Source organism: Campylobacterota bacterium (genome assembly GCA_040752835.1).
In the GTDB taxonomy this organism is placed as follows: Bacteria; Campylobacterota; Campylobacteria; order Campylobacterales; family Sulfurimonadaceae; genus Sulfuricurvum.
This window is the reverse complement of sequence record JBFMGG010000003.1, coordinates 214255-228539: the sequence shown is the minus strand read 5'-3', so window position 1 is coordinate 228539 and position 14285 is coordinate 214255. Positions and strand designations below refer to the sequence as shown.

Here is a 14285-nt window from a genome sequence, read left to right as displayed (position 1 = left end):
AAATTTATCCGAGAATACGGTTCAGTACTTCTTCGTACGCGACTTTCAGGCCGCCGAGACCCTGACGGAAACGGTCTTTGTCCATTTTTTCTCCCGTCGCCAGATCCCAGAAACGGCAGTTGTCGGGACTGATCTCATCAGCCAGGATGATTTTGCCATCCTTGTCGCGGCCGAACTCGAGTTTGAAATCGACGAGATTGAGCCCTTTTTCGGCGAAATAAGGGCGGAGGATGTCGTTGACCTGACGTGCCATCGCGCGCAGCTGGTCGAGTTCGGCTTCGTTTTTCACCAGTTCGAGGATGAGGCAGTGCTGGTCGTTGAGCTTCGGATCGCCGAGCTCATCGTTTTTGTAATCGAATTCCACCAGTGTGAAGGGGAGTACTTTGCCGTCGGGAATACCGAGGTTTTTGCTCAGACTGCCCGTCGCGATGTTGCGGACGATCACTTCGATGAGGATGATGTCGACTTTTTTGCACAGCATGTGGTTTTCGTCGAGCATCTCGACGAAATGGGACTCGACGCCTTTGGAAGCGAGCATTTTGAAAAGCTCGGTCGAAATGCGGTTGTTCAGTGCCCCTTTACCCGCTTCACTGGCTTTTTTGGCTCCGTTGAAAGCAGTCAGATCGTCTTTGAATTCGGCAATGACGAGGTTCGCATCGTCGGTGCTGAAAAGACGTTTGGCTTTTCCTTCGTAGAGTAGTTCGCGTTTTTCCATAATTATTTTCCTTTGACTATGATTAATGCTTTGATAATGTCGACCGCTTCTTTGAGCTGGAGGTCTTTGTTCATCTGCTCGGCGGTGATGGTCGTTTTATTGCCGGTACCCGCTTCGGTCACGTCGACCATACCGCCCTCTTTTTCGAGCTCGTTTTGAAGGTGCTTTTTGAGGTCGGCTTCTTTAATATTGAACGACTTGTCGTGGCTTTTGATCTCGCCGGAGGTGACTTCGATGTCCGGCGTTACGCCGACGGCCTGGATCGTGCGTCCGCTAGGGAGATAGTAGCGCGCGACCGTCAGTTTGACCGCTTCGGAGTCGGTGATGGGCATCACGACCTGGACCGAACCTTTTCCGAACGTTTTTTCGCCGATGATGACGCCACGTTTAAGATCCTGGATCGCCCCGCTGACAATTTCCGAGGCGCTGGCCGAACCTTCGTTGACCAAAACGACCAGCGGCAGATGGGTGATCGTGTTGCTTTTGGTGGCGCTGTAACTGACGTCGTCGGCTTTGTTGCGCCCTTTTTGGGAAACGATCGTTCCCTCGTCGACGAAGAGGTCGGTCAGTTCGACCGCCTGATCGAGGAGTCCGCCGGGATTGTTCCGCAGATCAAGGATGATCCCCTTGGACGTTTTGGCGTGTTTTTTGATGGCCGTCTTGACGTCGGCCGCCACTTTTTTATCGAAATTCGTGACGCGGATGTAGAGGACCTCTTTGCCGATCGTGCGGGTATAGACCGATTCGACGGTGATGATGTCTCGGATGATGTGAAACTTCAGCGGTTCAGCCGACCCTTTGCGAACGATGGTCAGGTCGATGGGTGTTTTCGGGGTACCGCGCATCAGGGCGACGGCATCGTCGATCGTCATGTCCAGCGTCGCTTTGTCGTTGATCTTGAGGATGACGTCGCCCGCCTTGATCCCCGCTTTGTCTGCGGGAGTCCCTTCGATCGGGGAGATGACGGTGAGGGCATTGTCGCGCATCCCGACGGTGATTCCAAGCCCGCCGAATTCGCCGTCGGTCTGCGTTTTGAGGTTGTCGTAGCTTTTTTTGTCCAGATAGGTCGAGTGGGCGTCGAGGTTGGAGAGCATCCCCTGCAGCGATTTGTCGATCAGCTGATCGATGGTCAGGTTGTCAACATTGTATTGCTCGACGATGCTGAGAACTTTGGTGAATTTCGCCAACGACTGGAGACGGGAGGCTTCGATGGAGGGCTCTGCCGGAGCGGCCGGGTCGCTTTTGGCAAGCAAGGAGGTGGAGAGGGCGATGCTGATCGCCACGGCGCTGGCAAAACCGAAAACCATCATTTTGGTATTTTTCATGGTGTACATATCTCTTTGGTGCTTTTAACGCATAGATCGATCAAAGCTAGTCACATTCGGACGATGTGATCTTGAACCCTTGCGCTCGCGGAGCTTCCAGGGGACTAAAATGTTCACAAACGATTGACGAAATTATAGTGAAAACTCCATTAAATAACAATGGAAACGTTTACTCGACGCGGATTGTGACGTCGCCGATCGTGATCGTTTCGCCTTTGGCGATTTTGGCCCGTTTGCGCGTTTCGACCGTGCCGTTGCGCAGAACGTGCCCGTTCTCGATCAGGAGCTTCGCCTGTCCGCCGGTATCGACGAGATCGAGAACTTTAATGAGCTTGTACAGTTCGATGGTTTCTTCGGTTAGGGTATAGGTCACGTTGGTACTTTAAAATTATCGTTTACGGATAAGGGATATGGGAAATGGAAAGTATGGGAGAACCCCGGAGGGTTCCGCGGGTATTACCAGCGTTCGCGCGGAGGGCGCGGAGCGCGGGGACGTGCTTCGTTGACACGAAGGGTGCGCCCGCCGAAATCGTTGCCTTCGAGGGCAGAGATCGCTTTGTCAGCTTCATCTTTGTTTGCCATTTCAACAAATCCGAAACCGCGGAAGCGGCCCGTTTCTTTATCGTTAACGAATTTGACTGAACTGACTTCACCGTATTGTCCGAAAAGATCTTTGAGATCGTCTTCGTTTTTGCTGTAGGGAATGTTCCCGACATAAATTTGTATCACATTGTGCTCCGTGAAAAAATCGAACTATACCTAGCATAATCCTACACACATTGTATCGATTCCAATCTTACGCGAATGTTAAAAAAAGTGTGATTTTCGTGAACGCGAAAATCGTGTCCCGCTAGAGGAACGACGTCGCGTCCTGTAGTGTCGTAAAGGCGCAGATACGGCGTTCCCGCAGGTAAAGGAGCGCGTCGCGCATCATTTCCCCGCCGAGGAGGATCGGATAGAGCGGTTTTGGCCGGGGACGTTCGCAGAGCCGGACGATTTCGAGGGTATCGGTCATGGTCTGGGGGGTAATGAGGAGGTAGATCATCCCGACCCCTTCCATCGCCTCGACCCGTTCGAGTGCGGCGGCGAAGCGGTCACTGCGGGCATCGCCGATGATGTCGATGGGATTGTTCCGCGACCAGTTGGAAGGGAGGACGTCGTCGAGCGCGGCGATGTCGTCTTCGCCGAGGGGGTAAAGGTTTTTGCCTTTGTCGATGACGTAATCGGTCAGAATCGTTCCGGGGCCTCCGGCGTTGGTGATGATCGCAATTCCCCAGGCGTCGGCTGAAATCGGGTTGAGGAGCGCTTCGATCGTGTCGACCGTCTTGACCCCGGCGCTTTCGAGCAGCCCTTTGAACATCGGGTAATCGCCGCTGAGGTTCCCGGTGTGGGAAAAGGCCGCTTTGCGGGCTTCGGGACTTTTCCCCGCTTTGTAGATCCGTACGGGTTTGGTGCACCGGCGCAGCGCTTCGAGAAACGCTTTGCCCTCCCGAATCCCTTCGGCATAGACGGAGATCGTTTCGCATTCGGGGGAGTCGTCGAGCATCGCGATGATTTCGGCAAAGCCCATGTCGGCCATATTTCCGGTGGAGAGGATATGGGAAAACCCGATTCCCAGTTCGACCGCTTTGTCCATCAGCGACGAGAGGACCGCTCCCGACTGGGCGACAAGCGCGAGCGATCCGCTGCGGACCGCCCCCGAGCCGAAAGTGAGGTTCAGCGAATGGCGGGCGGCATAGTATCCCAGGCAGTTGGGGCCGACGATGTTGAGGTCGTGGTCACGTGCCAGTGAGAGAAGTTTTTCTTCGCTTTCGGTGTCGCCTACCTCTTTGAATCCGGCGGAAACGACGATGATGTTTTTGACCCCTTTGGGGATCAGCGCCCGGATTGTTTCGAGGACGTGTGCCGAAGGGATGGTGATGACGGCGGTATCGATCGTGTCGTCGATGTCGTCGATGGAGCGGTAGATCTCGCGCCCCTCGAAGGTGCCGCCGCGCGCATTGACGAGGTAGAGTTTTCCCTGAAACGAAAGGGCGTTTTTGGCAATGGCGTAACCCACCTTCTGGGGGTTGAGCGAAGCGCCGATGACCGCGACGGTGCGGTTGTCGAAAAAGTTGCTGCGGCGGCGCGGCGGCCGGGGTGCGGCGGGGAGCGCGTCATGGATGCGGATACGTGCGTCCACGACGGTGAATCCCTCGTCGTTGAGGATGAGCGGATTGAGGTCGCATTCGGCGATTTCGGGCCGGTCGATCAGAAATTTCTGGAATGCGGTGATCAAACCGACCGCCGAATCGAGGGTCGTTTTACCCCCGCGGTACCCTTCGAAAAGGCGCGAAATCCGGGTGGAGTGCAGCGCACGCCGAATCTCTGCTTCGGGGGCGTGCAGATCGATGTAGCAGACGTCGCGGTAAAGTTCGAGCAGCACCCCTCCTTTTCCGAAAAGGATCGTTTTGCCGAAAATCGGATCGTCCACGACGCCGGCGAAAAGCTCCTCCCCGCGCACCATTTCAGTCGCGATAAAACCGTCCGAAGCCGGATCGAAAACGATTCCGTGCGCTTCGAGGCTACGGACGATCCGCGTACGGGCGTCGGCCAGCCCGGCGGCGTCACAGACCGAAAGGACGACGCCGCCGACGTCGCTTTTGTGGACGACGCGGGGGGATTCGATTTTCAATGCGACGGGGAAAAAATCGATGTCGGGGATTTCGCCGATGCCGAAACGGCGGAAGCGGGGGGTACGAAAACCTCCCTGTTTCAGGTAGGGATAGAGCTGGGATTCGAGCATTCGGACTCCGCAAACTCGGGGGAGGAAACTCCGCCCGGTGATGAAACGTAGTATAGCCTATGCTTTCTTCGGTGTAAAGACGGGATCAGGAAGCGGAAACGGATGCGGTGACGTCGCTGGTGATTCCGATAAAGAACCGGAGGGTAGGGTGGTGGTGGATGCGGCTGCTGATCCAGCGCAGCTCCTCGTCGGAGCGTAGGATGCGAAAGCGGATTTTCTGGGATTGTCCGGGGAGCAGGGTCTCGAAAAAGGTTTTGACCAGGGCGCGGTCGTCGGGATGGATCCGCTGCTGCCAGAGGGTCTGGTTGGCGAGGAACATCTCTTTGGGAAGGGCGAAAAGTTCTTCGACGGCCTGGTTGACATAGCGCAGCTCGAGGGTCGTATCGTCGATGTACCAGATTACTTCGCTGATGCTGCCGAGGATCTCTTCGAGTTCGAGATGTTTGGAATTGAGCAGGGTGGAGAGCTCTCCGGCCTGATGCTCGATCAGCTCTTTGGAATGGCGCAGTTCCCGGTTGAGGCGGTCGGCTTCGGTCAGGTTTCGCACGGTGATGTAAAATCGGTTTTCACCGTTTTCGCGTACGGCCTGTACGCTTTTGACCGTATGGATCACCGTTCCGTCGCGATGGACGAACGCGGTATCGGCATTGAGCGTTTTCCCTTTTTCCATCACCCGTGCGACGCATTCGGCGAAGACATCGACGTCTTCGAGCAGGCTGAGGAGATTCAGCCCTTCGAGGATATCGTTATCGTAGCCGAGCAGCTCGACGAACGCGTCGTTGGCAAAGAGGATCACCCCCCGCTCGTCGGCGACGACGACCCCTTCGGGGAGGCGGTTGAACAGCGGGTAATGGGAAGATTCGGTATGCATGGCCGGCCGTTTAAAGTGATGGTTTTGTGATATTTTACCAAAACACGGGTTAAACATCGCTTCTTTCGTCAGATTAGGGATAACGGCGAATTTTCGCTATAATCGCGAAATTAATTAAAGTAAAGAGTTTCACAATGGTACAAGTCACAAAGTTAACAATGCGTTTCGGAAGCCGGGTTCTGTTCGAGGGGATCAACCTCAAACTCGACCGCAACAAGCGCTACGGCCTGATCGGTGCGAACGGTGCGGGGAAAACGACGTTTCTGAAAATTCTCAGCGGAGAGATCAAAGAATACGAAGGAGAAATCTCGATCGAGCCGGGCCTCAAAGTCGGCGTGTTGGGGCAAAACCAGTTTGCCTTCGAAGATTTCACGATCGCCGATGCGGTACTGTGGGGAAACAAGCGCCTCTACGATGCGATCAAAGAGAAAGAACACCTCTACACGACCGGAGATTTCGAAGACGACGCCGTCAATAACCGCCTGGCCGAACTGGAGATGATCTGCGTCGAGGAGGACCCGACCTACGAATACGACGTTCAGATCGCGAAGATCCTTGAAAACGTCGGAATTCCGGCGGATCAGCATCACAACCTGATGTCGACGCTCCCCTCATCCGAGAAATTCAAGGTTTTGCTCGCGCAGGTGCTCTATCCGAAACCCGACGTTTTGTTCCTGGACGAGCCGACCAACAACCTCGATATCGATACGATCGGATGGCTGGAACACGAGCTGCAGCGCCACGAGGGGACCATGGTCGTCATTTCGCACGACCGCCACTTCCTCAACGCCGTCGTGACCAATATCCTCGACGTCGATTTCCAGAAGATCCGCGAATTTACCGGCAACTACGACGACTGGTATCTGGCTTCTACGGTCATGGCGAACCAGGCTCAGCTGGAGCGGGACAAAAAACTCAAAGAAAAAGAGCAGCTCGAAGCGTTCGTCCGCCGTTTCTCGGCGAACGCCTCAAAAGCCAAACAGGCGACGTCGCGCCAAAAGCAGCTGGACAAACTGGTCATCGACGATATCAAGCCGTCCAGCCGCCGCGATCCGAGTATTGTCTTCAAAGCCAAGCGGCAGATGGGTGATGAAGCGCTTGACGTGATCGGCGTATCGCACAGCTACGGCGAGCAGGAGGTGCTCAAAAACATCGACCTCAAAATCGTCCCGGGTGAGAAAATCGCCGTCATCGGCGCCAACGGCGTCGGTAAAACGACCCTGCTCAAAATCATCATGGAAGAGATGAAACCTACCGCGGGAAGCGTCAAATGGGGAGCGACGATCGAGCCGAGCTATTTTCCGCAGGATACGACCGACCGTATCAAAGGGACCGAAACGCTCTACGACTGGCTCCGTGCGTTTGATCCCAAACGCGAAATCAGCGAAATCCGCAACTGTCTGGGACGGATGCTCTTCAACGGCGAACAGCAGGAGAAAAGCATCGAGAAAATCTCGGGGGGTGAAAAACACCGGATGATGCTCTCCAAAATGATGCTGGAAGGGGGGAATTTCCTCGTTCTCGACGAACCTACCAACCACCTTGACCTCGAAGCGATTATCGCGCTGGGCGAAGCGCTGTACGAATTCGACGGAAACGTCATCTGCGTCAGTCACGACCGTGAGCTTCTTGACGCGTTCGCGGGGCGGATCATCGAGCTGCACGCCGATGGAAGCTACATCGATTTCGTCGGAACGTATGAAGAGTTTGCCGAAGCCAAAGCCAACGGCGCACTGTAACCATCGGTCCGAAAGGTAAGCAATGAGCGATTACAAAGACTACGCGGGGCTCGGAGTCGCCGGGAATTTTGCCCTGCATCTCGAACAGGCCGGCGAAAGCGCCGATTTCAAAGACGTCGTCACAGACGATCCCAACGGCCCCAAAGGGGTGTTCCCGTTTTATCTCCCCGGACGTGAGGGGGCGCTCGGGGTTTATCCCCTCAGTTCCGACACAATCGTTTTGCCCCGGGAAGAGTGCAACGTTCAGCCCGAACCCGAAGTGGCCCTTGTCTGTGCGCTGGAGTACGACGGCTCGGGGGAAATCGCCTCCATCACCCCCAAAGCGTTCGGTGCCTACAACGACTGTTCGCTCCGCAAAGAGGGGGCGGCGAAAATCAGCCACAAGAAAAACTGGGGAGCCAAGAGCAAAGGGCTCTCGGAGACCCTGATCCCCATCGATCGTTTCGAAGAGGGGGGGATCATGGACCGTTACCGCATCGCGTCGTTTCTGCGGCGCGAAGGGGGACTGTTCCGCTACGGCGAAGACGTCGAACTGCCCGGGTACAGCTATTTTTACGGCAAACTGACCGAGTGGCTCAAAAACCAGATCAATACCCAAAACGACTTCGGTCCCCTTGAAGCGGTGGGGGAGTATCTTAAAGCCGCGGGATCTCCCAAAGAGGCGATCATCAGCATCGGGGCGACCCGCTATACTCACTTCGGAGAGACGAATTTTCTCAAAGAAGGGGATGAGGTGATCGTCGTCGTCTACGACAACGACCGCTACTGCATGAACCCCGTCCTCTCGATGGCGAACAAGGGCGAACTGATCGGGAAAGAGGGGGTCAGTGCTCTCGTCCAGAAGGTCGTACGTGCTTAAAAACGGTCTTTACCGCCATTACAAAGGGAAGCATTACGAGGTGATCGGGATTGCCAAGCACTCCGAAACCTCCGAAGAGCTGGTCGTGTACCGTCCGCTTTACGGCGAACGGGGATTGTGGGTCCGCCCCCTGAAAATGTTTACCGAAACGTTGGCGGGCGGCGTCAAGCGGTTTGAATATTGCGGAGACGCGTCTTGAGCCGGGGAACAAAGCTGAGTCTCGATATCGGGGCGTCGTGGGACGAGGGGTGGAGCCTCGAAGAGGAAAAAAAGGATGCCGCGCTTGCAATCCTCTCCCCTTCGGAGCATCGTCTTGTATTCCAGAAAGAGAAGCGTAAAGGAAAACCCGTCACGCTCGTGGGTCCTTTCAGCATCGCGGGGGATGAGGCGCAAAAAACGCTCTCGACCCTCAAAAAGTCCCTCGCCTGCGGCGGCGCGTACAAAGAGGGGTGGATGGAATTTCAAGGCGATATTGCACCGCAGCTTCGCGCCGGGCTCGAAAAACTCTCCTACCGTTTCAAAAAATAACCGTTAGCCTCATCAGAGTTTGTTGCTGAAGACGACCTGGTTACGCCCCCTCTCTTTTGCGGCGTAAAGGTTTGTGTCGGCGGCGTGGATGATGGATTCTTCGTTCATGTGGATCGTGGGGACGACGCAGATTCCCCCGATCGAGATACTCACCGTCCGCGACACTTTGCTCCCTTTGTGCTCGATCTGCAGCGCTTCGACGGCGGCACGGATTTTCTCCCCCATGGTTCTTGCACTTGCGCAGTCGGTATCGGTGATGATGACCCCGAACTCCTCGCCTCCCAGACGGAAAGGGTAATCTCCCGGACGCTGCAGCGTCGTTTTGAGTACCTTGGCGACCGCCTGGAGGGTCTGGTCTCCCTGGATGTGGCCGTAGGTGTCGTTATACTGTTTGAAAAAATCGATGTCGAGCATCATAAAGACGAACGGGTTGCCGCTGCGCATCGCCCGTTTGAATTCCCGTTCGTGGAGCAGATTGAAATAACGGCGGTTATAGAGAGCGGTGAGTGAATCGGTGTAGGATGCCTGCTCGAGCTTGAAGTTGAGGTGTTTGAGGGTTTCGGCCGAGGCGACGAGCTGGTGCTGCTGGATTTCGATCCGGGTGAAAATCTTCCATGCCAACCCCATCACCAGCAACAAGACAACCCCCAGAAAAAGGACCAGCTGCATGAGGGCGTTCTCGTAATGGGCTTTGAGCACCGAATGCTCATAGCGTGCCGCGGCACTTTCGTACGCGATCAGCTTCTCGATCGTTGTGTGGATGAGTTCGACGTTTTCGGAGAGGGTGTTCAATGAGAGTTCGTGCGCGCGCGAGGGGCTGAGGACGATGTCGCGTACCTGCTCGAAATAGCGTTTGATCGCCGTGATTTGGGTCTCGGTGTAATCGACGTAGGCCCCCTCGTCGGGACGTTTGTGGCGGGAGAGGTAGTTGGCCCAAAGGTGGTCTATGTGGCTGAGGGCCTGCGTGATGTTTTCGGCCGCCTCGTCATCCGGGATCATCCCGTTTTTCCATCGGTAGAGGCTTGTTTCGAGTTGGGAACGGTAGGTGTCGGTGATGCCGTGGAGTTCGCCGAGGGGGAGAAGCGAACCGTAATAGAGGGTGTCCATGTCGCGTTTGATGTTTTGAAGGTTCAGATAGCCGATGAGGCCGATCGCGACCAGCCCGCCGCCGACGAGGAAAAGGAGGTATACGAGTTTGCTTTTGAACTTTGACGGTGACATCCCCGGCACGTACCCCCGCTTCAAGATGCGTAAACTAAGCAACTCCTATACCAAAAGCGACTACAATAAGGGAGATTTTGAGTGGGAGGGAGCTTGTGGCAAAACGGGTTATCAAAGACGAACGGATCAAAACGATCGTACGCAATATCGCGGAGGATTTTCGCTTTTCACACGAGACCGGCGATTACGCGCTGCTGTTTTACCGCGCCGATACCGAAGGGGTGATTCGGGGAGCGGACATCGACGCGATGATCGAGTATCTCTCGACCGGTTTGGCCGAGTTGCAGGAGAACATCGAGTGGAGGCGCGAATTTTTGAGCGAGAACCCGGGCATCGACGAGATGCGGATGCTCGAGAATCTCGGCGTCATCGAAAAAGAATACATCGATCTGCTGGCATTTTTACGTTAAAAGCAGGTATGTCGCATACCCCGCCGCTCCGGTGAGCAGCAGGATGAAGAGTGCGGTGAGGAGAAGCCGCGTGAAGAGAAAAACGAGAAACCGCCCCATTTATTTTTTGGGTTTGTAGGGTTCCATCGTGATTTTTTTCTGGATCGCATACTGGATGCCGCCCTGAAGGTCGATGACGTTGTACCCGAGCTGTTTGCCCAGGAAGTTGCCGACCACCTGGGTACGGCTGCCGCTGTTGCAGATGAGCGCGAATTTTTCGTTTTGCTTGACGTGGCGGCCTAGCTGCCCCAAAAACGCCTCGACGTTGTAGTTCCCCTGCTCGTCGAAGAACATGATGGGAATCGAGCCCTTGACCAGCCCCGTAGTTTTCCATTCGCCGGGGGTGCGGATATCGATGATCTTGATTTTCGAATCGACGAGCTTCTGGTCGATCGGCTGGCGGATGTAATCGGCGTTCAGCAACGTTCCCATAAGCAAAAAAGAGAGAATCCATAGACGCATACACAGTCCTTGATAGGTATAATGGCGTAATTGTATCTAGGTATGTTTAACGTGAGGTTTTATGGCGGGATCTAAATTCGAAAACTCAAAACGGAACCGTTACATTCGCCTGTTGGGGCGGTTTACGAGCGGGATACTGTCGTTTCTGGCCAAAAGCGAAGCGCCGACCAAAGAGGAATACGACCGCCGCGTGGATGCGAACTTCCGCTTCCTTGCCCAGAACGAAGCGGTAACCCTCTACAAGGACGAATACACCGAGCTCGAAGCGCTGGCGCAGAAGATCCTCGATTACCGGTCATCGGACGAGGAGATCGAAACGATCCGTTCCGAACTCTTTTACGCGCAGAACCAGTGGGAAAAAAAAGTGAACGCCCGCCGCTACAAAAAAGCCAAACACGCCTCTCGGCGCGACGACGGATGGGAATAGGGATTTAGAGCCACCCCGTGTGTTCGGCGAGGATTTTGCACCCCAGCGCGATGAGAATGAGCCCGCCGAGAATTTCGGCTTTGGATTCAAGGATCGAACCCAGTTTTTTGCCGACGTACACGGCGGCCACACACAGGACGAACGTGACACCGCCGATCAGTGCCGAAGCGCTGAGGATATCGGTCTGCATGAATGCGAACGTGACGCCGACCGCCATTGCGTCGATGCTGGTGGCGATCCCCAGCGAAAGAAGGGTTTTGTTCGAGAGATCGGTGACCTCTTCGTCGAATTCGTCCTTGTAGGCTTCGTACAGCATTTTGGCTCCCAGCCCCGAGAGAAGGATGAAGGCGATCCAGTGGTCGAAAGCGCGGACACTTTCGGCGAAGGCCGCTCCTACGAGATACCCTGCCAGCGGCATCGCTCCCTGGAAAAATCCGAAAACGGCCGCGGCGAAAAGGGTGCGGGAGAGGAGCAGGTCACGGTATTTTGACCCGATGGCGATCGAGACGGCGACCGAATCCATGGCCAGCGCAAGGGCCAGTAACAGCAAAGTTTCCACATTGACTCCGATAAAAAAAGTGGCGAATTATACCATCACGGGATACGGATCAGACGGTTTTTGACGTCGCCGAGGCGGACGAACGAATAGCCTGCCGAGCGGAGTGCTTCGATCGCCGCGACCGTTCCCTCGCGGGTGCCGCTTTCGGGGTGGTTCATGTGCAGCAGGACGATGTCGCCGCTTTTGGCGTTGGTGATCTGATGCGCTACTTTTTCGGCGCCAAACGTCGCCCCAGCATCCCCCAGGACGCTGTACCCGCCGATTTCGACTCCACGCTCGCGGGCGATTCTCACCGCCGCTTCGTCATAATAGGCGGTTCCGGAGCGGAAAAAGAGGGGGCGCTTGCCGGTCAGTTTTTCGATCAGCTCGCCGTTGCCTTCGATTTCCGCTACAACCTCTTCGGGCGAGGAGGTTCCCGCGATCCCGTAGACACTGCGGCCGTTGATCGAGAGGGGGCGGTGCGCCGTGCCGTGGTTGGCGATTTCAAACAGGGGATTGGCCGCCAGGCGGGCGAACGTTTCGGGATTGCTTCTGATCCATCGCGCGTTGATGAAAAGGGTGGCGGGGATCTTGTTCCGGGCGAGGTAATCGATCAGTTCGGCATCGTACTGGGAACTTTTGGCGCTCCCGCCGCAGGCGTCGAAGGTGAGGGCGATCTCTTTTTTGTCGGTGGCGAAACGGGTTGTGACTCCCGTGACGTTTTCCCCCCACTGCACGGGTTCGCCGCTCCACAGCAAAAGCGGAAGGAGAAAAGGGATAAAGGACAATTGACGCATTGGCTGTTCCGTAGTAAAGTTAGATACGCCATTTTAGCGAAAAGGAGATGCGATGCAGGAGCGTTTCGGCGGCTATTTTTTGCTGGTCGTTTCGGTGGCCGCCGCCGCGATACTTTCGTGGGAGGCGGCAAGATGGGCGATGGACGCGTTCGTCCCTTCCCCGCAGCCGCGTGCGGTGACGCCGCGGGGGGCGGTAAGCGACGAGGAGGCTGCGACCATCGCGCTGTTTGAGGAGAACAAAAACTCGGTCGTCTACATCGCCACCGCCCAGGCGGTGATGGACGTGTGGACCCGTAACGTCTACAATATTCCGCGCGGGACGGGGTCGGGATTCGTCTGGGACGAGAGAGGGCACATCGTCACCAACTACCACGTCATCGCCGAGGCGAGCGAAGCGCACGTGCGCTTGAGCGACGGGCGGGATTATCCGGCCTCGCTGGTGGGGGCGGCGCCCGAACACGACCTCGCCGTTTTGCGGATCGACGTCGCATTCAAGCCTCCGCGCCCGGTCGCGCTGGGGGAGAGCAAAAAGCTCAAAGTGGGGCAGAAAGTGTTGGCGATCGGCAACCCCTTCGGGCTCGACTGGACGCTGACGACGGGGATCGTCTCGGCGCTCGATCGCACCATAGGGGACAACGGACGCGCCATCCGCAACCTGATTCAGACCGATGCGGCGATCAACCCGGGGAATTCGGGAGGGCCGCTGCTTGATAGCGCGGGACGGCTGATCGGGGTCAATACGGCAATTTTCAGCCCTTCGGGGGCCTATGCGGGGGTAGGGTTCGCGATCCCCGTCGATACGGTGAATACGATCGTCCCGCGCATCATCGCTTCGGGACGCTAGCAGTCGCGTCTGCCGCCGAAGATGCAGCCGCCGTTGCGGATCAGCTTGCGGACGAAAAAGAAAAGGGCCCCCGCACACATCAAAGCGCTGATGGCGCTTTGGAGCATCAGGGCGTGCTGGTAAAACGCCACCGTCGCGACGCCCAGGACGAGGGTGAGGACGAAACACATTATTCGGTCTTTTCGCGGACGTAGTCGGCACCCTGATGGACTTTGGATTTCGTCCAGTCCCAGGCGTCGGAAGAGTCTTGTTTCACCCCGCTCCAGGTGGCGGAACATCCGGTGATCAGGAAAACGGCGATCGTAATCGAGAACAAAGAGGGCATGGGTTTCCTCACGGTATTGGATTGTGCGTCAGTGTAGCGAAAGAGTGTTAACGGGATGAGGGGAAAGATAAACGCCAAAGCGGATACCCAAGCGGTCGAACGTAAAATTTTAAAGTGTTTGAAAGTACAAAAACAGGGAGTTTAAAGTGGTGACCCCAAGGGGATTCGAACCCCTATGGCCAGAATGAAAATCTGGAATCCTAACCATTAGATGATGGGGCCACGTAAAGCGGCTGATATGTGGTGTCCCGTGATGGATTCGAACCATCGACCCCCTCATTAAAAGTGAGATGCTCTACCGGCTGAGCTAACGAGACAACAAAACAAACTGTCCAGCACAATTTGTGGACGGGAATTATAGCGGTTATGAACTTTTTTGTCAATGGTTTTGCGAAAAAAA

Annotated in this window: 18 protein-coding genes, 2 tRNA genes and 1 pseudogene; 7 read left to right on the top strand and 14 right to left on the bottom strand. The window is 55.8% G+C overall.

Going from position 1 to position 14285, the window contains the following annotated elements:
* Positions 1 to 4: 4 nt before the first annotated feature.
* The 6 genes from purC to AB1763_01435 all read right to left on the bottom strand — a co-directional run bounded on the left by purC (position 5) and on the right by AB1763_01435 (position 5696).
* Positions 5 to 715: a phosphoribosylaminoimidazolesuccinocarboxamide synthase gene (purC, locus tag AB1763_01460; protein ID MEW5831490.1), complete on the bottom strand. Its 711-nt coding sequence runs from the start codon at positions 713 to 715 to the stop codon at positions 5 to 7.
* A gap of 2 nt (positions 716 to 717) precedes the next feature.
* Complete coding sequence (locus AB1763_01455; protein MEW5831489.1) at positions 718 to 2040, bottom strand: S41 family peptidase; 1323 nt, start codon at positions 2038 to 2040, stop codon at positions 718 to 720.
* A 169-nt stretch (positions 2041 to 2209) separates the two neighbouring features.
* The gene (locus AB1763_01450) at positions 2210 to 2413 is read right to left on the bottom strand and encodes an RNA-binding S4 domain-containing protein (protein ID MEW5831488.1); all 204 of its coding nucleotides are present in this window, start codon (positions 2411 to 2413) and stop codon (positions 2210 to 2212) included.
* A gap of 83 nt (positions 2414 to 2496) precedes the next feature.
* Positions 2497 to 2769: an RNA-binding protein gene (locus AB1763_01445; protein MEW5831487.1), complete on the bottom strand. Its 273-nt coding sequence runs from the start codon at positions 2767 to 2769 to the stop codon at positions 2497 to 2499.
* 121 nt (positions 2770 to 2890) lie between these two features.
* Positions 2891 to 4825: an acetate--CoA ligase family protein gene (locus tag AB1763_01440; protein ID MEW5831486.1), complete on the bottom strand. Its 1935-nt coding sequence runs from the start codon at positions 4823 to 4825 to the stop codon at positions 2891 to 2893.
* An 85-nt stretch (positions 4826 to 4910) separates the two neighbouring features.
* Positions 4911 to 5696 carry a PAS domain S-box protein gene (locus AB1763_01435; GenBank protein MEW5831485.1) on the bottom strand — a complete coding sequence of 262 codons (786 nt, stop codon included), beginning with the start codon at positions 5694 to 5696 and terminating at the stop codon, positions 4911 to 4913.
* Between the two features lie 134 nt (positions 5697 to 5830).
* On the opposite strand from AB1763_01435, the gene AB1763_01430 reads away from it, so the two are divergent.
* Genes AB1763_01430 through AB1763_01415 form a run of 4 tightly spaced genes read left to right on the top strand, consistent with a single transcriptional unit; the run spans position 5831 to position 8822 of the window.
* Positions 5831 to 7435 carry an ATP-binding cassette domain-containing protein gene (locus tag AB1763_01430; protein MEW5831484.1) on the top strand — a complete coding sequence of 535 codons (1605 nt, stop codon included), beginning with the start codon at positions 5831 to 5833 and terminating at the stop codon, positions 7433 to 7435.
* Between the two features lie 22 nt (positions 7436 to 7457).
* Positions 7458 to 8294, top strand: coding sequence for a DUF5718 family protein (locus AB1763_01425; GenBank protein MEW5831483.1), 837 nt, complete (start codon positions 7458 to 7460; stop codon positions 8292 to 8294).
* Positions 8287 to 8493 (top strand): DUF1653 domain-containing protein, encoded by a 207-nt coding sequence (locus tag AB1763_01420; GenBank protein MEW5831482.1) that lies wholly within the window; start codon positions 8287 to 8289, stop codon positions 8491 to 8493. Before AB1763_01425 ends, AB1763_01420 begins: the two co-directional genes overlap by 8 nt.
* Positions 8490 to 8822 carry a translation initiation factor gene (locus AB1763_01415; protein MEW5831481.1) on the top strand — a complete coding sequence of 111 codons (333 nt, stop codon included), beginning with the start codon at positions 8490 to 8492 and terminating at the stop codon, positions 8820 to 8822. Before AB1763_01420 ends, AB1763_01415 begins: the two co-directional genes overlap by 4 nt.
* Positions 8823 to 8834: 12 nt before the next feature.
* On the opposite strand, the gene AB1763_01410 is transcribed toward AB1763_01415, so the two are convergent.
* Positions 8835 to 10043, bottom strand: a complete 1209-nt coding sequence (locus AB1763_01410) for a diguanylate cyclase (protein ID MEW5831480.1) — start codon at positions 10041 to 10043, stop codon at positions 8835 to 8837.
* Positions 10044 to 10138: 95 nt separating this feature from the next.
* Between AB1763_01410 and AB1763_01405 the strand changes: the two genes are divergently transcribed.
* The gene (locus AB1763_01405) at positions 10139 to 10453 is read left to right on the top strand and encodes a hypothetical protein (GenBank protein MEW5831479.1); all 315 of its coding nucleotides are present in this window, start codon (positions 10139 to 10141) and stop codon (positions 10451 to 10453) included.
* A 99-nt stretch (positions 10454 to 10552) separates the two neighbouring features.
* On the opposite strand, the gene AB1763_01400 is transcribed toward AB1763_01405, so the two are convergent.
* Complete coding sequence (locus AB1763_01400; GenBank protein ID MEW5831478.1) at positions 10553 to 10954, bottom strand: rhodanese-like domain-containing protein; 402 nt, start codon at positions 10952 to 10954, stop codon at positions 10553 to 10555.
* 61 nt (positions 10955 to 11015) lie between these two features.
* Here AB1763_01400 and AB1763_01395 point away from each other — a divergent pair, with 61 nt between their 5' ends.
* Positions 11016 to 11381, top strand: coding sequence for a hypothetical protein (locus tag AB1763_01395; GenBank protein ID MEW5831477.1), 366 nt, complete (start codon positions 11016 to 11018; stop codon positions 11379 to 11381).
* Positions 11382 to 11385: 4 nt separating this feature from the next.
* Here AB1763_01395 and AB1763_01390 read toward each other — a convergent pair whose 3' ends face one another.
* Together AB1763_01390 and AB1763_01385 are read right to left on the bottom strand one after the other, a co-directional pair.
* Complete coding sequence (locus tag AB1763_01390) at positions 11386 to 11940, bottom strand: manganese efflux pump MntP family protein (protein MEW5831476.1); 555 nt, start codon at positions 11938 to 11940, stop codon at positions 11386 to 11388.
* Between the two features lie 35 nt (positions 11941 to 11975).
* Positions 11976 to 12716 (bottom strand): polysaccharide deacetylase family protein, encoded by a 741-nt coding sequence (locus AB1763_01385; GenBank protein MEW5831475.1) that lies wholly within the window; start codon positions 12714 to 12716, stop codon positions 11976 to 11978.
* Between the two features lie 52 nt (positions 12717 to 12768).
* On the opposite strand from AB1763_01385, the pseudogene AB1763_01380 reads away from it, so the two are divergent.
* Positions 12769 to 13557 (top strand): annotated as a pseudogene (locus AB1763_01380) (trypsin-like peptidase domain-containing protein).
* Here AB1763_01380 and AB1763_01375 read toward each other — a convergent pair.
* The 4 genes from AB1763_01375 to AB1763_01360 all read right to left on the bottom strand — a co-directional run bounded on the left by AB1763_01375 (position 13557) and on the right by AB1763_01360 (position 14202).
* The gene (locus AB1763_01375) at positions 13557 to 13730 is read right to left on the bottom strand and encodes a hypothetical protein (GenBank protein ID MEW5831474.1); all 174 of its coding nucleotides are present in this window, start codon (positions 13728 to 13730) and stop codon (positions 13557 to 13559) included. The pseudogene AB1763_01380 and the gene AB1763_01375 overlap by 1 nt on opposite strands.
* Positions 13730 to 13885 carry a hypothetical protein gene (locus AB1763_01370; GenBank protein MEW5831473.1) on the bottom strand — a complete coding sequence of 52 codons (156 nt, stop codon included), beginning with the start codon at positions 13883 to 13885 and terminating at the stop codon, positions 13730 to 13732. The genes AB1763_01375 and AB1763_01370 overlap by 1 nt, the downstream gene beginning before the upstream one ends.
* Positions 13886 to 14032: 147 nt before the next feature.
* Positions 14033 to 14107: transfer RNA gene (locus AB1763_01365), tRNA-Glu, on the bottom strand.
* 19 nt (positions 14108 to 14126) lie between these two features.
* Positions 14127 to 14202 (bottom strand) — tRNA-Lys (locus AB1763_01360).
* Between the last annotated feature and the right edge of the window lie 83 nt (positions 14203 to 14285).